This is a genomic window from Stenotrophomonas sp. 05L413, assembly GCF_056397945.1.
The window spans coordinates 1-21,761 of the sequence record NZ_JBFTOL010000005.1; the positions used below are offsets into that span (position 1 = coordinate 1).

General features: G+C 68.5%; 19 protein-coding genes. 10 read left to right on the forward strand and 9 right to left on the reverse strand.

The window, feature by feature from the left end:
* Nucleotides 1-367 (forward strand): hypothetical protein (locus AC1DIQ_RS12070; protein WP_478050114.1); only part of this gene is annotated, 367 nt, incomplete at its 5' end.
* A gap of 32 nt (nt 368-399) precedes the next feature.
* On the forward strand, nt 400-1,590 hold the full coding sequence (locus AC1DIQ_RS12075; protein ID WP_121043613.1) for a benzoate/H(+) symporter BenE family transporter: 1,191 nt from the start codon (nt 400-402) through the stop codon (nt 1,588-1,590).
* 4 nt (nt 1,591-1,594) lie between these two features.
* On the opposite strand, the gene AC1DIQ_RS12080 is transcribed toward AC1DIQ_RS12075, so the two are convergent.
* From AC1DIQ_RS12080 to egtB, 4 genes are read right to left on the reverse strand one after another with little or no spacing between them, the layout of a single operon-like run.
* Nucleotides 1,595-2,170, reverse strand: a complete 576-nt coding sequence (locus tag AC1DIQ_RS12080; RefSeq protein ID WP_121043616.1) for a DUF2628 domain-containing protein — start codon at nt 2,168-2,170, stop codon at nt 1,595-1,597.
* A complete protein-coding gene (locus AC1DIQ_RS12085; RefSeq protein WP_478050115.1) occupies nt 2,167-4,335 on the reverse strand; it encodes a lytic murein transglycosylase in 2,169 nt (722 codons plus the stop codon). The genes AC1DIQ_RS12080 and AC1DIQ_RS12085 overlap by 4 nt, the downstream gene beginning before the upstream one ends.
* 54 nt (nt 4,336-4,389) lie before the next feature.
* Nucleotides 4,390-5,364 carry an L-histidine N(alpha)-methyltransferase gene (egtD, locus tag AC1DIQ_RS12090; protein WP_478050116.1) on the reverse strand — a complete coding sequence of 325 codons (975 nt, stop codon included), beginning with the start codon at nt 5,362-5,364 and terminating at the stop codon, nt 4,390-4,392.
* Nucleotides 5,361-6,647: an ergothioneine biosynthesis protein EgtB gene (gene egtB / locus AC1DIQ_RS12095; RefSeq protein WP_478050117.1), complete on the reverse strand. Its 1,287-nt coding sequence runs from the start codon at nt 6,645-6,647 to the stop codon at nt 5,361-5,363. The genes egtD and egtB overlap by 4 nt, the downstream gene beginning before the upstream one ends.
* A 171-nt stretch (nt 6,648-6,818) precedes the next feature.
* Between egtB and AC1DIQ_RS12100 the strand changes: the two genes are divergently transcribed.
* Nucleotides 6,819-8,126, forward strand: a complete 1,308-nt coding sequence (locus tag AC1DIQ_RS12100; protein ID WP_121043629.1) for a GGDEF domain-containing protein — start codon at nt 6,819-6,821, stop codon at nt 8,124-8,126.
* Here the strand turns inward: AC1DIQ_RS12100 and AC1DIQ_RS12105 are convergent.
* The gene (locus AC1DIQ_RS12105) at nt 8,105-8,500 is read right to left on the reverse strand and encodes a YchJ family metal-binding protein (RefSeq protein WP_121043632.1); all 396 of its coding nucleotides are present in this window, start codon (nt 8,498-8,500) and stop codon (nt 8,105-8,107) included. The two genes, AC1DIQ_RS12100 and AC1DIQ_RS12105, sit on opposite strands and share 22 nt — an antisense overlap.
* A gap of 62 nt (nt 8,501-8,562) precedes the next feature.
* Here AC1DIQ_RS12105 and AC1DIQ_RS12110 point away from each other — a divergent pair, with 62 nt between their 5' ends.
* On the forward strand, nt 8,563-9,339 hold the full coding sequence (locus tag AC1DIQ_RS12110) for a sulfite exporter TauE/SafE family protein (RefSeq protein ID WP_121044016.1): 777 nt from the start codon (nt 8,563-8,565) through the stop codon (nt 9,337-9,339).
* Nucleotides 9,340-9,376: 37 nt separating this feature from the next.
* On the opposite strand, the gene AC1DIQ_RS12115 is transcribed toward AC1DIQ_RS12110, so the two are convergent.
* The 4 genes from AC1DIQ_RS12115 to folE all read right to left on the reverse strand — a co-directional run bounded on the left by AC1DIQ_RS12115 (nt 9,377) and on the right by folE (nt 15,943).
* Nucleotides 9,377-13,009: an ATP-binding protein gene (locus tag AC1DIQ_RS12115; RefSeq protein ID WP_478050118.1), complete on the reverse strand. Its 3,633-nt coding sequence runs from the start codon at nt 13,007-13,009 to the stop codon at nt 9,377-9,379.
* 46 nt (nt 13,010-13,055) lie between these two features.
* Entirely contained in the window at nt 13,056-13,757 is a 702-nt protein-coding gene (locus tag AC1DIQ_RS12120) for a DUF4194 domain-containing protein (protein ID WP_123730916.1), read from the reverse strand.
* Nucleotides 13,744-15,213 (reverse strand): DUF3375 domain-containing protein, encoded by a 1,470-nt coding sequence (locus tag AC1DIQ_RS12125; RefSeq protein ID WP_478050119.1) that lies wholly within the window; start codon nt 15,211-15,213, stop codon nt 13,744-13,746. Before AC1DIQ_RS12125 ends, AC1DIQ_RS12120 begins: the two co-directional genes overlap by 14 nt.
* A 127-nt stretch (nt 15,214-15,340) precedes the next feature.
* Nucleotides 15,341-15,943, reverse strand: coding sequence for a GTP cyclohydrolase I FolE (gene folE / locus AC1DIQ_RS12130; protein ID WP_019183982.1), 603 nt, complete (start codon nt 15,941-15,943; stop codon nt 15,341-15,343).
* A 159-nt stretch (nt 15,944-16,102) separates the two neighbouring features.
* On the opposite strand from folE, the gene AC1DIQ_RS12135 reads away from it, so the two are divergent.
* The 6 genes from AC1DIQ_RS12135 (at nt 16,103) to AC1DIQ_RS12160 (ending at nt 21,752) form a co-directional block, all read left to right on the forward strand.
* Nucleotides 16,103-16,558 carry a MarR family winged helix-turn-helix transcriptional regulator gene (locus AC1DIQ_RS12135; RefSeq protein WP_121043644.1) on the forward strand — a complete coding sequence of 152 codons (456 nt, stop codon included), beginning with the start codon at nt 16,103-16,105 and terminating at the stop codon, nt 16,556-16,558.
* Nucleotides 16,559-16,641: 83 nt separating this feature from the next.
* The gene (locus AC1DIQ_RS12140; RefSeq protein ID WP_019183984.1) at nt 16,642-16,851 is read left to right on the forward strand and encodes a DUF1656 domain-containing protein; all 210 of its coding nucleotides are present in this window, start codon (nt 16,642-16,644) and stop codon (nt 16,849-16,851) included.
* The gene (locus AC1DIQ_RS12145) at nt 16,848-17,756 is read left to right on the forward strand and encodes an efflux RND transporter periplasmic adaptor subunit (RefSeq protein ID WP_282260671.1); all 909 of its coding nucleotides are present in this window, start codon (nt 16,848-16,850) and stop codon (nt 17,754-17,756) included. The genes AC1DIQ_RS12140 and AC1DIQ_RS12145 overlap by 4 nt, the downstream gene beginning before the upstream one ends.
* Nucleotides 17,753-19,210, forward strand: a complete 1,458-nt coding sequence (locus AC1DIQ_RS12150) for an efflux transporter outer membrane subunit (RefSeq protein ID WP_282260669.1) — start codon at nt 17,753-17,755, stop codon at nt 19,208-19,210. The genes AC1DIQ_RS12145 and AC1DIQ_RS12150 overlap by 4 nt, the downstream gene beginning before the upstream one ends.
* 3 nt (nt 19,211-19,213) lie before the next feature.
* Nucleotides 19,214-21,271, forward strand: coding sequence for an FUSC family protein (locus AC1DIQ_RS12155; protein ID WP_461769722.1), 2,058 nt, complete (start codon nt 19,214-19,216; stop codon nt 21,269-21,271).
* 85 nt (nt 21,272-21,356) lie between these two features.
* Nucleotides 21,357-21,752 carry a hypothetical protein gene (locus tag AC1DIQ_RS12160; protein ID WP_088435243.1) on the forward strand — a complete coding sequence of 132 codons (396 nt, stop codon included), beginning with the start codon at nt 21,357-21,359 and terminating at the stop codon, nt 21,750-21,752.
* Nucleotides 21,753-21,761: the final 9 nt, after the last annotated feature.

A 21,761-nucleotide genomic window follows, 5' to 3' on the forward strand; every position in this document is an offset into this window, starting at 1 on the left:
AGCCGCCCATTATAGACCGGCTTATCTGCTTCGTCAACACCTTTTTTCAAGGCCGTTTCACCGAAGTGAACCGTTGTTGCCGATGCCGCTTCGTCGTTCGCCTCAGAGGCTTTCGTCGTTGCGAGCCGCCTATTATGTCAGGCTTTTCGTTTCCGTCAACACCTTCTTTCGAAGGTTGTTGCCGTCGCTGCGGGTGGGTGTTCACCGGGGTGAAGACCGCGTCGCAGCGAGGGAGCGAATACTAAAGACTTCTGAAAATTCGTCAAGCGTTTTCGTCGATCTTTTTCATCAACGCGTCATCCATACGTGCTGCTCATCAACAAGCGCGGCAGCACGCGCGTTGCGCGTGCTGCCGCTGGCTTGCTAACAATGCATCTCCAGTCATCAGGAATGCATGCGATGTCCGCGGTAGGCAAACGTTCGTTGTGGCGCGATCTCTCCCTGCCTGCGGTGATGGCGGGCTTCATTACGGTATTGGTGGGCTTCGCCAGTTCGGCGGTGATCGTGTTCCAGGCCGCACGCGCGGTTGGCGCCGACCAGGCGCAGATCGCCTCGTGGATGTGGGCGTTGGGCCTTGGCATGGGCGTGACCTGTATTGGTCTGTCACTGCGCTATCGGATGCCGGTCGTCACTGCATGGTCCACGCCGGGTGCGGCAATGCTCGTGGTGGGTGCGGGCGCGGTCGGCTACAGCGATGCGATCGGTGCGTTCGTCCTTGCCGCGGTGCTGGGCATGCTCGCCGGCTTCTCGGGGATCTTCGCGAAGTTGATGAAGCGTGTGCCGATGGCGCTGGCCGCGGGCATGCTTGCTGGCGTACTGCTGCGCTTCGGTCTGGATGTGTTCGTCTCGATGGGCACCCAGCTGGGCATGGCATTGGCGATGTTCGCCACCTGGCTGATCGGGCGACGGCTGTTCCCGCGCTATGCGGTGATCGCCACGCTGCTTGTCGGTGTCATGGTGGCGGCCGGTCAGGGGCTGCTTCATATGCAGGACGTGCGGCTGGAGCTGGCCACGCCGGTGTTCACCTGGCCAACGCTGTCGTGGTCGGCGGTGTTCGGCATCGCTCTGCCCCTGTTCGTGGTGACCATGGCCTCGCAGAACATCCCGGGCGTGGCGGTGATCCGCGCCTCCGGCTACGACACGCCGGTATCGCCGGTGATCGGCTGGATCGGGGTGGTCAATACGCTGCTCGCCCCCTTCGGCGCCTTTGGGCTCAATCTGGCCGCAATCACGGCGGCGATCTGCATGGGGCGCGAAGCACACGAGGATCCTGCGCGGCGTTACACCGCAGCCGTGGCCGCGGGCGCCTTCTATATCGTGGTCGGGCTGTTCGGGGCGACGGTGGCGGCCGTGTTCGCCGCCTTCCCCAAGGAACTGGTGGCCTGCGTGGCCGGGATCGCGCTGTTCGGCACCATCGCCAACAGCCTGGCGATGGCCCTGCGTGAGGAGGCCGATCGCGAGGCGGCCCTGGTGACCTTCCTGGTCACCGCCTCGGGCCTGTCGCTGGCCGGGATCGGCTCGGCTTTCTGGGGGCTGGTGGCCGGCGGCATCTGCCTGGTGGCGTTGCGACCGCGCCCGGTCGCCCACTGACGGGTCACGCGCCTTCAACTACCCGCAGCACGACGAACAGCGCCAGGCCCACACCCAGCGCGAGCCGGCTGGTCCCCCCGCGGCGCACCAGTTCCGCGTTGATCCGCTCCGGCTGCCCGGTAAAACGGGCCTGCGCCCGCGCCACCATGCGGCGGCAATGCCAGCGGTACAGCGCATTGCCGAAGATGCCCAGCGAGAGCTGCACACCCAGCGATAACACGACGCCGCCCACCGCCAGGTCCAGCAGGACCATCGCCATGCCAATGGCGAAATCGGCGATCAGCACCGCCAATGCCACCAGGTACATGCGCCGGTACATGAGCCAGTGGAAGCCAAACAGGACGGCCGGCCAGTGCCACGGGCGCGGCCAGCGGCCACCGGCGTCATCCAGATGCCAGCGACGGGCATACAACGCGAAGTTGTCGCCCACCGCCTTCGCCAGCAGCGGATGGCGGTCATGCACCGCCACGGCCGCATCGATCTGGGCGTCGATCATGGCCTCGTGCATGGCGGTGCTGGGCGCGCGATAAGGATTCCCGGCACTCTCGTCGATCCGGGCCGGGGGCGGAACCGTACTCATAGCGGGCGAACCGCCAGCGTCTGCTGCAACACGTGCTGCGCACCCGGCGCCAGGGTCACCACATCCGGGCCGGCATTGGCCGCCTCCAGGCACACATAGTTGCGCCAGCCGGCCCCGACATCGGCCATCTTGCTGGCGCCCGCCTCGCCCGGGTTCCACGCGACCAGCGAGCGGCTGCCGCTGGTGGTGATCTCGATGCGGCGCTTCAGGCCCGGGTCCTTGAGCAGATAGCGGCCACCGGCCTGGGTATAGATGCGGTCGCTGCGGCCGGGATCGCGCGGGTCGCGCAGGCTCCAGTCGCCCTGCTGCTGGCGCGGGGTCGCGTAGTTCTCGAACTTGTCCAGGTAGGACAGGCCATCCAGGCCTTCCACGCTGACCTGCATCGCATCGCTGACATGGAAGTAGTTGTGCAGGGCCTGGGTGAAGGCGACCGGCTGGCGGCCGGTGTTCTCAGTGATCAGGCGCTGTTCCAGGGTGCGGCCGATCCGCAGTTCCATGCGCAGGCGCAGATCCAGGTTCTCCAGCACCGGCGGGGCCAGGGTCAGCACCATGGTGCCATCGGCCTCGCGACGGGCCTGCTGCAGGGTCCATGGCACGTTGCGGACGAAGCCATGCGAAGGGACGTCATTGCCCTGCCCCTGGCGGCCGAAATACGGCCAGCACACGGGGCTGCCGCCACGGATCGGGGTCGGCAGCGGCTGGGCGCTCGGCGAGAGCCACATCACGTCCTGCCCGCCCTTGGGCACATAGGACAGCAGCTGGCCACCGAACACGCTGATCGCAGCGGTGGCGAACGGGGTCTCGACCCTCCACGCGGGGAAGCCCTGGATGTCGGCCAGGCTGAGTCCGGGCACCTTGGGCAGGGCAGCGCGCGGCGCGGCCGGCGACTGGACGTATTGGGCATGGTTGGGCGGCAGGGTGAACACGGTGGATGCGGGCATGGTCGGTGTGGAAGAAGGAGGAGCACCGCGCAGGGCGGTGAGGATGCGCTGGCCGGCACGGCCATCGGCGGGGGCCCAGCCCAGGCGCTGCTGCTCGGCCTGGATGGCGCGGCGGGTGGCGGTACCGATCATGCCGTCCGCCGTACCGATGTCGTGGCCGCGGGCCAGCAACAGGGTCTGCAGCTCTCGGCGTTCGGTACGGCCGATGCCAGGATCATCGGTTGGCCAGGCGGCGACGATACCCGGGCCACCCCGCAGGCGATCGGCCAGGGTGGCGATCGCCAGGGCATAGCTCTCGGCGGCGTTGTAGGCGTAGATCGCGTCGTAGTTGCGGAACACCAGCCACGCCGGGCCCTTGGCACCGGTCGGGAGCAGCAATGCGGCAGTGCTGTCGGCGGGCAGCCCCGCCGGCGCCAGCGTTCCGCCGGCAACCGGCACGATGCCCAGCGCGCGCCAGTCGGCCAATGGCTTGCGCTGGGTGCGGCCGGCTTGGGCGGTGTTGAAGCCGGCCGGGATCTTCACCTCGATGCCCCACGGCTGCCCGGTGCGCCAGCCGGCCTTCTTCAGATAGTTGGCGGTGGAGGCCAGCGCATCGGGAATGGAGGCGACCAGATCGCGACGACCATCACCGTCACCATCCACCGCGATACGCGCATAGGTAGACGGCATGAACTGGGTGTGGCCGAAGGCGCCGGCCCACGAGCCGGTCAGGCCCTCGGCGCGCAGGTCGCCGGCATCGATCAGCTTGATCAGGGCCAGCAGTTCACCGCGGAAAAAGGGCTGGCGGCGGCCTTCGCAGGAGAGTGTGGCCAGCGACTGCAGCAGCGGGCGCTTGCCGAACACGCGCCCGTAATCGCTCTCTACGCCCCAGACCGCGACGATGGTGGCCGGATCGACGCCGTACTCGGCCGAAACACGGGCCAGCAGATCACGGTGCTCGATCAGACGGGCGCGCCCGTCATCGACGCGCTGGGTATCCACCAGCGCGGCCAGGTAGTCCCACAACGGGGTGGTGAACTCCGGCTGCGCATCCAGCAGCGGCAGCACGCTGGGATCGGGGGTCAGCCCGGCGGTGAGCACGTCGAAACGCTCAGCCGGGATGCCCTGCTTGCCGGCCTGGGCCTTGAGGGTGACCAGGCACGTGGAGAAGGCGTCCGGCGCGGCGACCGCGAACGAGGGTACGCCGAGCCACAGCCCGGACAACAACAGGGGCGACCATCGCATTGGCGGAATCCTTGCAGCCAGTGGACCTGCATCATAGCGGCAATGCCGCGCAGGTCAGGCCGGCTGCAGCAGGCGCAGGCCGAAGGCGGGATCGGTCGCGTTCCAGTGGGCGGTCACCTGCAGGCCGGCATCGGCGGCCATGCGGGCGAACACCGCATCGGTGTATTTATGGCTGTACTCGACCGTCATCGCTTCACCTTCGGCGAACTCGAAGGCCTGGCCATACACGTGCACGCGTTGCGCGCGTTGGCTGACCAGCTCGGTTTCGATGCGCAGCCGCGGCACGCTGTAGCGGGCACGATGGCGGAAGCCGTCCAGATCGAAATCGCTGCCGATGTCGCGGTTGAGCCGACGCAGCAGATTGAGGGTGAACTCGGCAGTGACCCCGGCGGCATCGTTGTACGCCGCTTCGATCAACGCCGCGTCCTTGTGCAGGTCGATGCCGATCAGGGCCATGCCATCCGGACCCATGGTCTGGCGCATCGCCTTCAATAGTGCGATGGCGTCATCATGGGCGAAGTTGCCGAGCGTCGAGCCGGGGAAGAACACCAGGTGGCGGGCGGGCTCGCGCTGCGGCGACGGCAACTGGACCGGGTGGGTGAAGTCGGCGCAGACCGGCAGCATTTCGATATCCGGCAGCGACGGTGCCAGCCGGGTGATGCTGTCCAGCAGAGCGGCGCGCGAGATTTCGATCGGGGTGTACGCGACCGGCTCACGCAGCGCATGCAGCAGCAGCTCGGTCTTGCGGCCGCTGCCGCTGCCCAGTTCCACCACGTGCAGACGCGGGCCGACCACCTTGGCGATGTCATGCGCACAGTCCTGCAGCAGCTGCAGTTCGGTCCGGGTCGGGTAGTACTCCGGCTGCCGGGTGATCTGCTCGAACAGCGCCGAGCCGTGGGCATCGTAGAAGTACTTGGAGGGCAGCTGGCGCGGCGTGGACGAGAGCCCGCGCAGGATGTCGGCGGTGATCCGGTCACGATCCGGCTGTAGATCGGTCAGTGCATCCATCGCATCACGGACCGAGCTCATGCGACGTCCCGGGCCAGGCGCAGACCGGCGAACTGCCACCGGGCCGACGGCGCGAAGAAGTTGCGGTAGCTGGCGCGCAGATGATCGGCCGGCGTGGCGCAGCTGCCGCCCCGCAGCACCCACTGACCACACATGAACTTGCCGTTGTACTCACCCAGGTTGCCGGGGAAGGTGCGGAAGCCCGGATACGGCCCGTAGGCGCTGCTGGTCCATTCCCACACATCGCCGAACAACTGGACGATGTCCCCCTCTTCCTCTGCGCCGCCCGGGTGCAGCTGATCGGCATCGGCAAAGCGGCCACGCAGGGCGCGGCCCGCCGTCGCCGCTTCCCATTCGAACTCCGTGGGCAGGCGGGCGTCGCACCAACGCGCGTAGGCGTCGGCTTCGAAATAGCTCAGGTGGCAGACCGGCGCATGCGGATCGAGCGCGCGCCAGCCGCCCAGAGTGAACTCGCGCTCCAGCGCGTCATCCCAGTACAGCGGGTGCTGCCACTGCTGTTCCTGGCACAGCGTCCAGCCTTCACTCATCCACCAGCGCGGCTCGCGATAGCCGCCGGCCTGCACGAACTGACGGTATTCCTCGTTGTTGACAGGGCGGTTGGCCAGCGCATGCGCCGGGACCAGAGCGCGGTGCACCGGCGATTCGTTGTCATACGCAAACGTCGACTGGGTGGGCCACACCGGTGCACCGATCTCCACGATCCGTTCCGGGCTGCTGCGCCACTGCAGCGGCCGCGCACGCGCCGGGCTTGCCGGGAGATCGGTGCGGTACGCCGGTTGCAGTGGATTGGACCAGAACGCGTGCTTGATGTCGGTCAACAGCAGTTCCTGGTGCTGCTGCTCATGGTGCAGGCCGAGCAGCAGCTGATGCTGGGCCTGCTCGCTCAGATTGCCGGCCTGCAGTGCGGCGAGCACACGCTGATCGATCTCCGCGCGGAAGTGCAGCACCTCGTCCAGCGTGGGGCGCGAGAGCAGGCCGCGCTGTGGGCGTGCATGGGCCGGGCCAATGCTCTGGTAGTAGCTGTTGAACAGGTAGTGCCAGTCCGCATCGATCGGGGCGTAGCCGGGGCGGGTCGCCAGCACGAAGCGCTCGAAGAACCACGTGGTATGGGCCAGGTGCCATTTCGCCGGGCTGGCGTCGGGCATGCTCTGGACCATGGCATCTTCGGCACTGAGCGGTGCGGCCAGCGCGAGCGTGCGTGCACGCACGGTGGCGTAGCGGACGGCCAGCGGCGATGGCGGGGCGGCAGTGTGCGGTAGTGCGGCAGCGACGGCGGTATTCATTGCGGTGAGGATCGACCAGCCGGGGTGAGTGCCACGTCATGGCACCGCATCGATCCGGTGACATTGCTCAAGTTGAATACGCGCAGGCCGCTACCGGGGAAGACCCATCGCCTGTGTAGTCCGGTTTGCACGCTGCAGCCACGGCGCGCCGGCCACCACGTGGAACCCCTCTTGCGGACGCATCTGCTACGCCAGCCCAGTCACTATCTGTTCGTACTGCCTGCAGTACTGGTGGCGCTGGGATTGTGGGCCGCCACCCCCGCGGCGGAAGCCGGCAGTTCGGTGCATCGCCTGCTGCCGATGGTGCTGGCCTGCCTGGGTGTCGGCCTGGCGCTGATCTACAACCGCGTCCGGGCGCTGTGCCTGATGCTGGCCATCGCCTCGGCGTTCGCCCTGCTGCATGGTGTGGTCGGCACGTTCCTGCGCGATGGCGTTGTTTCGGCGCTGACCCCGCTGATCTTCCACGCGGTGTCGTGGTGGCTGCCACTGCTGTTCCTGCTGCATGGGCTGTGGCCCGAACGCGGACGGCTGCGCCAGGACCTGTTGCTGCGTGGCGTGGTCAGCGGGACGGCCCTCGGCATTTTCCTGCTGATGGCCGCACAAGGCCCGGTCGGCATGCATGCCTTGTTGTCGGACCGCCACCTGCCGTGGCTGCCGAGTGGCTGGAATGCGCTGGCCCAGCTGCCTGCGCTGTTGTTCGCGGTGACGACGGTCGCGCTGGCGGTACAGGCCTGGCGCCAGCCCCGGCCGCTGCACACCGCCCTGCTGATCGCCCTGCTCTGCCTGTGGTGGATGCTGCCACGGGTGTTCGTCTCGCCGGCCCTGCTGCCCGCCGTCAGCTGCATGGCGCTGTTGCTGGTCATCTCGGCGATGCTGCAGGAAGCCTTCCACATGGCCTTCCGCGATGAACTCACCGGGTTGCCCGGCCGCCGCGCGTTCAATGAATGCCTGCAGCGGGTCGGGGCCACCTACACCATCGCCATGGTGGACGTGGATCACTTCAAGCGCTTCAACGATACCCACGGCCACGATGCCGGCGATGACGTGCTCAAGCTGGTGGCCGCGCGCCTGTCCGAGATCGGGGGCGGTGGCCGCGCATTCCGCTACGGCGGCGAAGAGTTCGCGCTGGTGTTCCTGGATCGCCCTGCCCCGGCCTGCGTGGCGTCGGTGGAGGAAATCCGCGCCAGGATCGAAGGCGTCCGTATGCATCTGCGTGACCGGGCCGCGCGCAGCCGCGACGATGCGGTGGGGCAGCTGCAGCGTGGACGCGGTGGCAGTGGCGAGGTGGTGCAGGTGACGGTGAGCATCGGCGTGGCCGACAGCCGGGTCGCCGACAGCCCGCAGGCAGTGCTCAAGGCCGCCGACCAGGCCCTGTATGCAGCCAAGGACGCCGGCCGCAACTGTGTGCGTGCGCTTGGGCAGCAGGGCACCGTGCCGGTGCGCGCCAACGCGCTGGCTCAGGGCAACGCGTCGAGATAGAACCAGCGGCCGTCTTCGCGGACGAAGCGGCTGTGTTCGAGCATTTTCACCGCACTGCCGCCGCCGACCTTGTAGCGCGCGGTGAAGCGGACCTGGGCGTGGTCGGCATCTGAGCGGGTATGTGCGTGGATCGTCAGCCCCAGCCACTGGGTGCGCTGGCCGGGTGCTTCGTCCAGCGACAGCTCGCCCGGGCGCGTGGACGGGTGCCAGCTGGCCAGCAGGTACTCGGCCAGGTGGCGCACGTAGGCGCTGTAGCGCGAGCGCATCAGCGCTTCGGCATCCGGCGCGGGGGTGCCGGCGTGGTAGAGGCCGCAGCAGGCGGTGTAGGCCAGTGGGTGGCCGCAGGGACAGGGATCGGAGAGGGCGGTGGTCATGGGGGTATTGTCGCGCGATGACCGGGCGTATGCTGGCGCGCCTTCTGCCGCGATGTGCCGCCGTGCTTGAGCTGGTTCCCCCTGAACTGTTGTGGTTGGTGGCGATCGCCTTCATCGCCGGCCTGGTGGATGCCGCCGTCGGCGGCGGTGGGCTGGTGCAGTTGCCCGGGTTGTTCACGGTCCTGCCGCAGCACACGCCGGCGATGCTGTTCGGCACCAACAAGTTCAGCTCGATGTTCGGCACGGCCGCCGCCGCGTTCCGCTACGCGCGCAATGTGCGCTTCCCGTGGCGGCCGGTATTGTTCGCGGCCGGCACGGCCTTCGTGTTCTCCTTCGCCGGGGCCACGGCGGTCAGCCTGCTGCCCAAGGATGCGGTGCGCCCGCTGGTGCTCGTGCTGCTGGTGGCGATGCTCGGCTACACGCTGTGGAAGAAGGACTTCGGTGCCCTGCACCGCCCGCGCGAGATCGGCCGCAAGGAGCTGGTCACCGCGTTGGCGATCGGTGCGGTGATCGGGTTCTATGACGGCTTCTTCGGGCCCGGCACCGGCAGCTTCCTGATCTTCCTGTTCGTGCGCTTCTTCGGGTTGGACTTCCTGCGGGCGTCTGCCGCCTCCAAGGTGGTGAACCTGGCGACCAACGTGGCGGCGATCTCCTTCTTCGTGCCGACCGGCAACATCCTGTGGCTGTTCGCGCTGCCGATGGCCGCGGCCAACATCATCGGCTCGGTGGTCGGCACGCGGATGGCGCTGCGCGGTGGCACGCCCTTCATCCGCAAGCTGTTCGTCGGCCTGGTGGTGGTGCTGATCGCCCGGATGGGCTGGGATACCTTCGGCGGTTAGCCGGACGGGCCAGCCCTGGGGCTGACCCGTTGGTTGCTCAGCGCCTGGGCTTGGCCGGCTTCTTTGCGGCCGCCTTGGGTACGGCCTTGGTGGCCGTCTTCTTTGCCGCTTTCTTCGCCGGTACCTGGGGCGCAGCCTTCTTCGCGCGGGATGCCGGCACGGCTGCCGGTGCCTCCACGCCCTCGACCTCGGCCTCGACGTGGGCGTCCTCGTCGACCGAGGCAGCCATCACCTCGTTGGCCATCACCTCGGGGGCATCCACCACGGCAGGCGCGTCGATCACGGCCGGTGCCGGTGCCGGTGCCGCCGTCGTCTCGCCGGCGCGGGCACGCTCGGGCAGCTTCAGGCGCTTGCCTTCGTCGTCGTACTCGATCAGCAGCACGCCGGAGTCGTGGCGACCGCTGATCTCCACGAAGCAGGCACCGCCGATGAACGGCTCCAGCGTCATCACCGACTTCAGCGGGGTGGCCACGACCATCTGGAACCCGAAGTTGTCGAAGATGTTCATCGCCAGCGCGGTGAACTCGTTGTCGGCCTTGTCGAAGGCTTCATCCAGCACCACCGCCGCGTAGCTGGGCAGCTGGCCGTCGGCGCCACCGAGCTGGTAGCGCAGCGCGGCCGCCAGGCAGGTGGTGGCCAGCTTCTGGCGCTGGCCGCCGGACTTGCCCGCACCGCTGCGGTAGATCTCCACCTGTTGGCGGGTGGCGGCGTCGAGCTCGACGCCGACGAATTCCACATGCAGGCGCACGTCCAGCACCAGCTCGCGCCAGCGCTTGTCCTCGCCCTCCTGCGAGCCGAGCTTGGCGACCAGCTCACGCAGGACCGCGAACTGTGCTTCGGCCAGTTCGCGCTGCTCGGTCTGCTGTTGGGACAGCACGTCGCGCAGGCGCTGGTGGAACTCCAGCACTTCAGGCAGGCGGCGATCGGTGAGTTCGATGGTCAGCAGGGTGCCGCGGTTGAACGGCACCTGCTCCAGCGAGGCATTGACCTCGTCCAGGCGCTGGGCGATCGACTTGCGCGCCTCGGCCGTGTGCCGCTGCAGGGCCAGCAGGTTGTTCTTGCTCTGGCTCTGCAGCAGATCGAAGAAGCGTGCCTCGTGCTGCGGCAGGCCATCGTTCTCCAGCCGTTGCAGGCGGGCCAGGAAATCCTCGGCGCTGGACAAGCTGACGGTGAAGTCGCCGCTGTCTTCGGGCCAGGCCTGGCAGTAGCGGCGGAAGCAGCCGAGCAGCAGGTTCTCCAGCCGGTTGTGTTCGGCCTGGGAACCGCCGAGCTGTTCATTGAGGGTGTTGCTGATCTGCCGGAAGTGGGCTTCCAGGTTCTCCAGGCTGAGCACGCCGAGTGCCTTCAGGCGTTCGTCCAGGCCCTGTTGCTGCAGGGGGGTGACCACGCGCTTGGCCAGCGGCGCGCACTGCTCGTGCAGGCGTTCCAGGCGTTCGTGTTCACGGCCAAGCTGGCCGCGCTCCACGCGCACGTCTTCATAGGTGCGCTTGGCCTGGGCCACGTCGGCGCGGGTCTTCTCGATCTGTTCGCCCAGCTTGCGCAGGTCGGCATTGCCTTCGCGCAGGTCGTGCAGGGCCTGGGCGATGTCGTCCAGGCGCTGCAGCGGTGCGGCCACATCGATCTCGTCCCAGCCCAGCGTGCACAGTTGATGGCAGGCCAGTCGGGCCTTGCCGTCCTGTTCGCGCTGCGCGCGCAGGCCGGCCACGTCGCTGTCGCAGGCGGCGATGCGCTGGGCCAGTTCGATCGCTTCGCGCTCGTACAGGTCCAGCTTGTCGCGGTTGTTGAAGCCCAGCAGCCAACGGCGGCGATCGCTGATGTTGTGGCGATCGTCCTTCTCGAAGCGCTCGCCCGGGTGCTTGACCTGGCCTTCCTTGGTGATGCCGCGGTCGGTATCGCGCAGGTGGCGTGCATCCACGCATTCGTAGTCGAAGCGCTTGCCCAGCTCGCGGCGCAGCCAGCCGGCATAGCCGTGCTCGCGCAGCACCAGCTTGTGCAGCAGCGAACGTGCGCCCGGCTCGCGGCCATGCAGCGCATCGTCGTTGCGGCGTACGCGGTAGTAGACCAGGCGGGTACCGAGGTGGGTCTGGTTGATCCACTCCGAGACCTGGGCGTGGTGGCGCTCATCGACCAGCAGCGACTGCGCGAAGCCGTGCAGCACGCGCTCGATGGCGCCCTGCCATGCGGCGTCTTCGTCGCGGACCTGCAGCAGTTCGCCCACGAACGGCAGCGCCGCCTCGGGAATGCCGGTATCGCTGCTCAGACGTGCGCGCAGCTGCTGCATGGGTGCGGGAATGCTGGACGGGGTGCGCTTGAGCGCCTCCAGTTCCGAACGCACCTCGGCGAAGCGGCGTTCGTCGTCGCGTTTGCCGCCCATGCGCTCGGCGATGGCTTCATCCAGTTCGGCCGCCGCGCGCTGGCCATCGTCCAGGCGGGCCTGGGCGCGGGCGAGCTGCTCGGCAAACCCGTGCGCGGTCTCGGCCAGGGTTTCACCCAGTTCGCGGCTGGCATGGTTGGCCTGGCTGCGCTTGGCCAGTCGGCGGTCGCGTTCCTGGGCGACACGGCCCTGTTCGCGCTCCAGTTCTTCGATGCGCTCACCGCCCTGTTGGCGCCGCTGCGCTTCCAGCTCGGCGAGGTGGCTTTCATGGTTGTCCAGCGCGCTGCGGCGCTGGCCTTCTTCCCCGAACAGACCGCGGTCGCGGGTATCCAGTTCCAGCAGGCGGGCCTCAAGCAGGGCCAGGCGACGCTGCTCGCGCACGCCGTCGATGCCCAGCTTCATCTCGTCCAGGTCTTCGCGCTGGCGGCGCAGTGCCTGCAGATCGGCGTAGTGGCCACGTGCGGGCAGCAGGGTTTCGACCTGGCGGCGCGCGGTGACCACGGCCTGGTGGGCGCCATCGAGTTCGGCGAAATCATCGACCAGCCGCTCGGCGGCATCGAAGGTGCGCGGTGCATCGAGCATGAAGTCGCGCAGGAACACGTTCAGATCGCCGAGGTTCTTCGCCGACTGCGTCTTGTGCAGCAGGCGCAGCGCCATCTCGTTCTCGATCCCGAGCACGTGGCGGAACCGTTCGGCATAGCCGGCGAAGCTGTCGAAGTGGTGCACATCGCCCAGGCGCTGCTTGAGCTTGCGCAGGTCCAGGTCGAAGCCGCCGAGGTCGCGCGCGATGTCGAAACTGCGCTCGGCCACCATGTAGTGCTTGCGCACATCGGCCGCCGCCGCGCCGTTGCCGGCGATCCAGAACAGGCGCACCAGGCTGACAATGCGGCCGTCATTGCTGCGGTATTCCAGTACCAGCGCGGTCCAGGTAGCGCCTTTACGCAGGTACTGGGTGGCGATTTCGCCGGTGCCGCTGTCCTGCTGGTCGGCCCAGGCGCCACGCACGTAGGAGACCAGGTTGCGGTCGCGGCCACTGCGTTCGGCTTCGCGCGCGGCGGCATTGAAGTCGACCAGGGCCGGCGGTACCAGCAGCGCGGACATCGCATCGAGCAGGGTCGACTTGCCCGAGCCGGAGCGGCCGACGAACAGGAAGCCGCGTTCGGCGATCGGCACTTCGGTCAGGCCGGAGAAGGTGCCCCAGTTGTGGACCTGCAGGCGGCGCATGCGGAACTGCTGCGCGCGCGGGTCGGGCTGGTCGCCGGGGAACAGAGCGGGTGCGGGAATGTGGACGGTCATGGCAGGGCTAGCAATCCAGGCAGGGCAGCGGCGCGCGGGCGCGCGCTCAGGCGTCGAGGTCGGCCGGCGCTTCGCGCAGGCGGCGGTACACCTGGGCCAGGGCGGCGACATCTTCGGCGGAGAACATCAGTTTCAATGCCGGCGAGACTTCATGACGCGCATCGTCGCCGCCGAGGCGGGTGAGGATGTGGTTGTCCTTCATCTTCTGCACGGCACTGGCGACGCGGCGGTTGAAGCCGGCACGGTCGGTGGACAGGTGGCGCTCGTACACGGCCAGTGCTTCGGCCAGTTCGGCATCCTCGACCACCGCGCGCACGCCGCGCGCATCGGCTTCGGCCAACTGCTGGCGCAGGTGCAGCAGCAGCACCGAATCGATGAAGGTCAGCGGCGAGGTACGCAGCAGCACCGGTGCATCGATATCTTCGGTATCGGCCTGGCGGGTGAAGGCCACGCCGCTCTCGCGGTCCAGCACCAGTTCCAGGAACAGGTCCGAGAGCGCCGAGCGGATCGCCGCTTCGCTGCGGATCAGCGCCGGCCATAGCTTGGCGTGGCGCAGCTGGTCGATGCTCGGGCCGATCAGCAGCTGGCACAGCGCGCGGCGGCCATCGAGCGGCAGCCGGCCGGTGTCGCCCATGTAGAAGACGTCATTGTTACGCCGCAGGACGGGCGTCACCACGACCGGCTCGTCGTCGTGCTCGTCTGCGCCGCCGTCGATCGGGGTGTCGGTGGATTGTTCATGCCAGCTCATGGCGTTTCTCCTGGGTGAACCAGATCAGCGGAATGCGGGCGCGACGCCATTGGCCATCGCCGCCGCGCCATTGCGCGATCTCCTGTTGATCGGTGGCGACCTCGCCGTGGCGGGTGCCGAGCGAGAGGTAACCGATGATGCTGCCGAGGCCCTGCGGGGCCTCGCGGTGTTCAAGCACCTGCGCGATCGACAGCCGCGGCTGCGCGCCGAGCAGCTCGTGCAGATCGCAGCGCAGGGTGCGGAAGTCGATTTCAGAGGCGGCCACCAGGTCGCCGACACTTTCCAGCGAGATCGCGGCGGTGTCGTTGCGCTGCACGCTGCCATCCACCTGCGCCTGGCGCGGATCGTGCAGCTTCCATTGCGAGAGCGAGCGCAGCCGGCTGGTGGTGAGCTGCAGGTCGCGGCCGATGCCGCGCTGCGCCGGGATGTGGTCGCGCAGGCCCAGCGCCTCGCCCTGGGCCTGCTTGAGCAGCTGGTTGAGGCGGCGCTGTTCCAGGTAGCCACGGCTCTGCACGAAGCCGCGCAGGCTGCGCGCGAAGTGCTGCAGCACGTCGTGGACCTGGCCACCGCGCTCAAGCATGGTGGTGGTGAAGCCACGCAGGAAGGTGCGCTCGTTGCGATCCAGCTTGCGCGCGAAACCACGCGCGAGCACGGTCTCCAGCGCGGCATCGAGCTGGGCGCTCTGTTCGGCATCATTGAGCAGGCGCCAGAACGCCTCGAAGCTGCGCCCGGCGTCGCTGTCGCCGATCACGTCCACGCCTTCGAACAGCTTGGACAGGACGTCACCGCGCTCGCCCTCATCATCGATGATGCGTTCGCGGAATTCACGGTTGAGGCGTTCGAAGTCGTCGCGCACGCGGCGGAAATCTTCGGTCAGCTCGTCGGCCAGGCCGATGATCTGGCGGGTCCGCTCCAGCGCGCGCTTGCCGTCCAGCGAGGAGACCTTGCCGCCGCTGACACGGGCGATCTCGGCATCGATGCGGTCGCGCTCGTCGCGCAGCGCGGACAGGCGCGCATCCGGGTTGGATTCGGTCAGCGCGGCCAGCTGCGAGAGCTGCTCGATCACCAGCGCCAGCCGGCTCTCGGTGGCGGCAGCGCGCGCCTGCTCCAGGCTGTCGGCGAAGCGGATCGCCTGCGCGGCCTGGGTGGACAGTTCGTACTGTTCCTGGTCGGCGCCTTCGGGCAGGCGACGTTCCAGCCAGCCCTGGGCCAGCCAGTGCGCGATGTAGGCCTGTGCGGTGCGAGGCAGGTCGCGCGAGAGCTCATCGGCCTTGAGATCATCCAGCGCGCGCTGCAGGCGTTCGTGCAGCACCGCAGTGGACAGGGTGCGCTCGTCCTGCATCAGCAGGCTCTGCAGCAGGCCGATGATCTCCGGCGCGTGATCGGCCGCCAGCAGCTTCCACTGCGACTGTTCGCGCAGGTGGCGGTAACGGGTAATGCGCTCGCGATGTTTCATTCGAGACCGGGGACAGGAAGACGGGCCGCGCGGGTCGCGGCGGCCGGGAGGGAAACGGGACGCGCACGCACCCGCAGGGCCGGGCCGAAGCCCAGCGCCTGCCGGCCGCGCGCGACAGCGCGGGGAATCAGCGCTTGCCGCCCACTTCGATGAAACGCAGGAACTCGGCGCGGGTGCGCGCGTCCTCGCGGAAGCTGCCCAGCATCTTCGAGGTGACCATGCTGACGCCCCGCTTGTGGATGCCGCGGGTGGTCATGCACTCGTGCGCACCTTCCACCACCACACCCACGCCGACCGGCTGCAGCACGTCCTGGATGCACTGGGCGATCTGCGCGGTCATCTTTTCCTGGACTTGGAAGCGGCGCGCGTACGCCTCGACCACGCGGGCCAGCTTGCTGATGCCCACCACCTTGCCGGCCGGCAGATAGCCGACGTGCACGCGGCCGATGATCGGCGCCATGTGGTGTTCGCAGTGGCTTTCGTACTCGATGTCGCGCAGCACGATCAGTTCGTCGTAGCCGGCCACTTCCTCGAAGGTCCGCTCCATGTAGGCGCGCGGGTCGTCGCGGTAGCCGCTGAACCAGTCGCCATAGGCTTCGGCAACGCGGCGCGGGGTATCCAGCAGGCCTTCACGGGTCGGATCTTCACCGGCCCAGCGCAGCAGGGTGCGCACCGCCGATTCGGCCTCGGCCTGGGTGACGGGGTTGGCGTCGTTGTCTTGCTTGCTCATTACATACAGCACCCGAAGGGGGGCGAGCATCGTACCCGACAGACCCCTCGGGCGTCCTGCGCTGGGGCGCCCGGGCCGCGCTCGGAAAGGCATTCATTGGGCCGCGGTTGTGCCACGGGTATTGATAGGAGACGAATTAGTAGTATCCTATCTATTCTAATGAACCGATCCCTTGACGAACGTACCCAGCTGCAGATGCAGCTCAGTTCCGGCCTGCTCTATGCAGGGCGGCAGTGGCAGCGCCTGGCCGACCAGGCCCTGGGCAGCTACGGCATTTCCGCTGCCTGCACCATGCCGCTGCTGATGATCGGGCGCGCCGGGGGAGGGATCCGCCAGGTGGCGCTGGCCCACCAGCTGGGCATGGAAGGGCCCTCGCTGGTGCGCCTGCTGGACAAGCTGGCCGCCAGCGACCTGGTCCGCCGCGAATGCGACGCCAGCGACCGCCGCGCCAACCTGCTGTGGCTGACCGACAAGGGCGAGGCCCTGGTCAGCGAGCTGGAAACCCAGCTGATCGGCCTGCGCCAGGATGTGTTCGGCGAGTTGACCCTGGATGAACTGCGCACCGTCCTGAAGCTGTGGCAGCTGCTGGCCGATGCGGCCGACCGCGTGACGTAAGCCTGTTCCCCGTTGTACCGCCCGGTGTCGTCCCTCGACGCCGGGCGATCCCCTTTCCGCTCCCCTGTGAATCCTTTGCCTCGATGTACGGTGAATTCAGTCTCTATGGTGTGTTCGTCCCGACCCTGCTCGGGTTGATGCTGCTTGCCTACCTGCTCAAGAGCGGGTTGCGCGTGGTCCTGCAGCGCACCGGCGCCTACCGCCACATCTGGCACCCCGCCCTGTTCAACCTGGCCGTGTACGTGATCGTGCTCGGCGGGTTGTTTTCCCTGATGCGTTGGATGCAATCGTGAACAAGATCCTCAAGCAGACATTCCCGGTCGTATTGACCGCCGTGGCCGTACTGGCCGCCGTGCTGGTGCTGCGCCACCTGTGGGCCTATTACATGGATGAGCCGTGGACGCGTGATGCGCATGTCAGCGCCGACGTGGTGCAGGTCGCGCCGGACGTGTCCGGGCTGGTGGAGGCGGTGAAGGTGGCCGACAACCAGCCGGTCAAGCGCGGTGAGGTGCTGTTCGTGGTGGACCGGGCACGCTATGAGATAGCGCTGGAGCAGGCCCAGGCCGCCTTGGGCGAACGCCGCGCCACGCTGGACCAGCTGCGCCGCGAGATCGCGCGCGACCGCAGCCTGCAGGATCTGGTCGCCGCCGAGGATGCCGAAGTGCGCCGCGCCAAGCTGCTCGCCGCGCAGGCCTCGATGGCCACCGCGCAGGCCGCCGTCGATCTGGCCAAGCTCAACCTGGCGCGTACCGAAGTGCGCAGCCCCAGCGATGGCCACCTCAACGACCGCACCGTGCGCGCGGGCGACTACGTGACCGCCGGGCGCCCGGTGATGGCCGTGCTCGATACCGGCTCGTTCCGCGTGGACGGCTACTTCGAAGAAACCCGCCTGCAGGGCGTGCATGCCGGGCAGAAGGTCGACATCCGCCTGATGGGCGAAGCGCAGCCGCTGCAGGGCCACGTGCAGAGCATCGCCGCCGGCATCGAAGACCGTTACCGCAGCGAAGGCAGCAGCCTGCTGCCGAACGTGACGCCTGCCTTCGACTGGGTGCGGCTGGCCCAGCGCATCCCGGTGCGCATCCATATCGACCGCGTGCCGGCCGGCGTGAACCTGATCGCAGGGCGTACCGCCACCGTCACCATCCAGCCGGACACCGCGCAGGCCACGCCAGCGCAACCGGCACGGACGGCGCTGTGAACCGCCCGGCGCTTCACCGCATCGCCCTGGGGGTGGCACTGACCACGCTGGCCGCGTGCCGCACCGTCGGCCCGGACTACGCGGTGCCGGCCGGGTCCGCCTTCCAGCGGCCGGAGGCGAACGCCGCCTTCCTGGACACCGGCAACCCGCAGGTCGCCGCTGGCGCCGCGCTGCCCGCACGCTGGTGGGAGCTGTACCAGGACGACACCCTAAACGCGCTGGTGCAGCAGGCGCTGCGCGACAACGTGGAACTGAAGGTGGCCGATGCCAACCTGCGCCGCGCCGCCGCCGTGTACGAGCAGGCGCTGGATGCGGGTGGGTTCGAGTACGAGGCCGAGGCCGGAGTCAGCCGCGCGCAGCTCTCGGCCGAATCGTTCCTGCTTGAGCACGAACTGCCGCCGATCAACCTGGCCGACGGCAAATTCGCGGTGTCCTATCAGTTCGATCTGTTCGGCAAGCTCAAGCGCGCCTCCGAGGCCGCGCATGCCGACGAGCAGGCCACCGCCGCCGCGATGGACCTGGCGCGCGTGTCGCTGGTCGCGCAGGTGGCCGGCAGCTACGCCGACATCTGCCACGCCAACCATGAGCTGCACGTGGCCGAGCACTCGCTGCAGCTGCAGCAGCGCAGCCGCGAGGTCACCCAGCGCTTGATCACGGCCGGCCGCGGTACGCCGCCGGAGCTGGCCCGCGCCAATGCCCAGGTCGCGATGCTGCAGGCCGCGCTGCCGCCGTTGCGTGCACACCGCCAGGCCTCCGAATACCAGCTGGCCGCCCTGCTCGGCCGAACGCCAGGCCAGCTGCCCGAGGGCGTGAGCGACTGCAGCCAGGCCCCGACCCTGGCCCAGGCCCTGCCGATCGGCGATGGCCGCGCGCTGCTGCAACGCCGCCCAGACATCCGCCAGGCCGAGCGCAAGCTGGCCGCCGCCACCGCGCGGATCGGCGTGGCCACCGCCGAGCTCTACCCGGACATCCGCCTGGGCGCCTCGGTCGGTGCGGCCGGCCTACTGGAAGACTTCGGTACGCCGTTGACCCAGCAATGGTCGATCGGCCCGCTGATTTCCTGGACGCTGCCCTCTTCCGGCACGCATGCGCGCATCCACGCCACCGAGGCCGGTGCCGATGCCGCGCTGGCCGAGTTCGATCACAGCGTGCTGCAGGCCCTGCGCGAAACCCAGACCGCGCTGAGCCGCTATGCCCAGGATCTGCAGCGGCTGCAGTTCCTGCAGCAGGCACAGCAGCAGGCCGATCTGGCTGCCAGCCAGAACCGCCGCCTCTATCAGGGCGGGCGCACGCCCTACTTGGCCAGCCTGGATGCCGACCGCAGCCTGGCCAGCGCCGATGCGACCCTGGCGGACGCGCAGGCGCAGGTCTCGCGCGACCAGATCCAGCTGTTCCTGGTGCTCGGCGGCGGCTGGAATGCCGACGCCGTCGCCACCGGCACGGCCGCGAGGTAAGCCATGCTGCTGCTGGACAGACAGGCCTGGTTGTTCTCGGTCAAAACCTTCCTGGCGGCGATCGCGGCGCTGTACATCGGCCTGGCCGGCAATCTTTCGCGGCCGTACTGGGCGATGGCCACGGTCTACATCGTGACCCAGCCGATGCTGGGCCCGACCCGTGCCAAGGGCGCCTACCGCATCCTCGGCACGCTGATCGCCGGTGCGGCGACACTGTGGATGCTGCCGCACCTGGTGGAAACGCCGCTGCTGCTGAGCGCGGCGATGTCGCTGTGGCTGTCGGGGTGTCTGTTCATCGCGCTGCTCAACCGTGGCCCGCGCGGCTACGCGTTCCTGCTGGCCGGGTACACCACCGCCTTCATCGGCTTCCCGGCGGTGACCTCGCCGGACACCATCTTCGACACCGTAGTGGCGCGCAGCGAGGAGATCATCCTCGGCACGGTGGTGGCGGTGCTGTTTGCCTCACTGTTCTTCCCGGCCTCGGTGCGGCCGATGCTGCGCGCGCGGATCGGCAACTGGATGGGCGATGCCGCCGACTGGTGCCGGCAGATCCTGACGCGCGGCCACGCGCATGGCCCGCGCAACCGGCTGGCCGCCGATCTGGTCCAGTTCGAGGCGCTGATCGAATTCATGCGTCGCGACGACCCGCGCCATGCCGGTGCGGCGGTCTCGATGGAGCGACTGCGCGAGCGCATGCTGCTGATGCTGCCGGTGCTCTCCTCGATCGCCGACCGGCTGGGGGCGCTGCGCGCGGGTGGCCGTGCGCTGCCGCCTGGGCTGGAGACGCTGATCGCCGATCTGGCGCAGTGGCTGGAGCAGCCCGGCCGCTCCAGCGCCAGCACGTACGCCACACTGCGCGCCCGCATCGTCGCGCTCAAGCCGGCGGTGGACGGCGAGCTGGATCACCTGCTGCTGGTGACCCTGCTGCTGCGCCTGGAAGAACTGGTGGACCTCTGGCAGGACTGCACCACCCTGCACGCCGCCATCGATGCCGGCACCGCGCCGAGCGATACCGCGCACTACCGCGTGCGCACCCAGCGCGTGGACCACGTGCGCCACGTGGACTACGGCATGGCGCTGTTCTCGGCCGCCAGTGCCGGCGTCGCCCTGATGACGTACTGCGTGCTGTGGATCGGGCTCGGCTGGGAGGGCGGCGGCAACGGCGCGATGATGGCCGCGGTGGCTGCCGCATTCTTCGCCGCGCAGGATGATCCGGCGCCAAGCATGCTGTCCTTCCTGCTCTGGGCGATCGTGGCCAGCCTGGTGGCCGGCGTGTACCTGTTCGGGATCTTCCCGGCCGTGCACGACTTCGGCAGCCTGGTGCTGGTGCTGGCGGTGATCTTCCTGCCGCTGGGCCTGCTGCTGCATCGGCCCAAGACCGCATTGATCGGTCTGCCGCTCACGGTGAATCTGGTCGCGCTGTTGAACGTGCAGAACACCTACAGCGCCAACATCCAGAGCTTCATCAATTCTGCCGTGGCGATGTTCATCGGCATTGGCTTTGCGGTGGTGATGACGCGGCTGTTCCGCTCGGTGGGTGCCGAGTGGACCGCACGCCGGCTGGTGCGCCAGGGCTGGAACACGCTGGCCGATGCAGCCGAGGGCCGTGGCCAGCAGGACCGCCAGCAGTTCGCCGCACGCATGCTCGATCTGCTCGGCCTGCTGGCACCGCGGCTGGCGGCGACGCCGGAAGGCAGCGATATCGCCTCGGTGGACATGCTCACCGAGGCGCGGATCGGCCTGAACATCCTGCAGCTGCGCCGCTCACGGCACGGCCTGCCGCCGGCCAGCGTGGCCGCGATCGACGCGATCCTGGACGATACCGCCCGCCATTACCGCGCCCAGGCCGCGCAGCGCCGGCCGGTGCCCGCCCCCACCGGGCTGCAGGCCCGGCTGGAGGCCTCGCTCAAGCGCGTGCAGACCGTGGCGGCCGGCAAGGCCCGCGATGAGGCGCTGATGGGCCTGATCGGGCTGCGCTATGCCCTGTTCCCCGACGCGCCGGTGGTCGATACCCCTGCCGAGACCCCCGCAGCGTCACCCGGCCTGCCCGCGCCGCGCTGAACCGGCCTGGCCGCAGACCGGCCGGCCCACACCGATCAGGGCTATCCTGACGCATGCATTTGCGCATGGATCAAGGTGATTTCCGATGAGTTACGACCTGATGGTGTTCGACCCCGCCGTCGCCCCGCGCGAGGCCGAGGCCTTCCTGCAGTGGTACGACGCGCAGACCGAATGGAACGAGACGCACGACTACGACGACCCCAAGGTGTCGGTGCCGGCGCTTCAGGCGTTCTTCGCCGCGCTCGCCGAGCACTACCCGCCGATGGACGGCCCGCTGTCCGATGAGGAAGATGACCGCCCGGAAGTGACCGATTACAGTATCGGCCAGCACGTGGTCTATGCCTCGTTCGATGACGAGGTGGCCGAGAACGCGCACGGCCTGGTGCAGGTGCTGGCCAACACCCACCAGCTGGGCTTCTTCGATGTCAGCGGTGACGGTGCCATCGTGTTCCCCGATGGCACCGTGGTGATTCCGGAGTAAAACCGGACG

Excerpts from the sequence above, each read along its gene's own strand:
- AC1DIQ_RS12075 (WP_121043613.1), top strand. The coding sequence starts at position 400 with ATGTCCGCGGTAGGCAAACGTTCGTTGTGGCGCGATCTCTCCCTGCCT.
- AC1DIQ_RS12080 (WP_121043616.1), bottom strand. The coding sequence starts at position 2,170 with ATGAGTACGGTTCCGCCCCCGGCCCGGATCGACGAGAGTGCCGGGAAT.
- AC1DIQ_RS12085 (WP_478050115.1), bottom strand. The coding sequence starts at position 4,335 with ATGCGATGGTCGCCCCTGTTGTTGTCCGGGCTGTGGCTCGGCGTACCC.
- egtD (WP_478050116.1), bottom strand. The coding sequence starts at position 5,364 with ATGAGCTCGGTCCGTGATGCGATGGATGCACTGACCGATCTACAGCCG.
- egtB (WP_478050117.1), bottom strand. The coding sequence starts at position 6,647 with ATGAATACCGCCGTCGCTGCCGCACTACCGCACACTGCCGCCCCGCCA.
- AC1DIQ_RS12105 (WP_121043632.1), bottom strand. The coding sequence starts at position 8,500 with ATGACCACCGCCCTCTCCGATCCCTGTCCCTGCGGCCACCCACTGGCC.
- AC1DIQ_RS12115 (WP_478050118.1), bottom strand. The coding sequence starts at position 13,009 with ATGACCGTCCACATTCCCGCACCCGCTCTGTTCCCCGGCGACCAGCCC.
- AC1DIQ_RS12120 (WP_123730916.1), bottom strand. The coding sequence starts at position 13,757 with ATGAGCTGGCATGAACAATCCACCGACACCCCGATCGACGGCGGCGCA.
- AC1DIQ_RS12125 (WP_478050119.1), bottom strand. The coding sequence starts at position 15,213 with ATGAAACATCGCGAGCGCATTACCCGTTACCGCCACCTGCGCGAACAG.
- folE (WP_019183982.1), bottom strand. The coding sequence starts at position 15,943 with ATGAGCAAGCAAGACAACGACGCCAACCCCGTCACCCAGGCCGAGGCC.
- AC1DIQ_RS12135 (WP_121043644.1), top strand. The coding sequence starts at position 16,103 with ATGAACCGATCCCTTGACGAACGTACCCAGCTGCAGATGCAGCTCAGT.
- AC1DIQ_RS12140 (WP_019183984.1), top strand. The coding sequence starts at position 16,642 with ATGTACGGTGAATTCAGTCTCTATGGTGTGTTCGTCCCGACCCTGCTC.
- AC1DIQ_RS12155 (WP_461769722.1), top strand. The coding sequence starts at position 19,214 with ATGCTGCTGCTGGACAGACAGGCCTGGTTGTTCTCGGTCAAAACCTTC.
- AC1DIQ_RS12160 (WP_088435243.1), top strand. The coding sequence starts at position 21,357 with ATGAGTTACGACCTGATGGTGTTCGACCCCGCCGTCGCCCCGCGCGAG.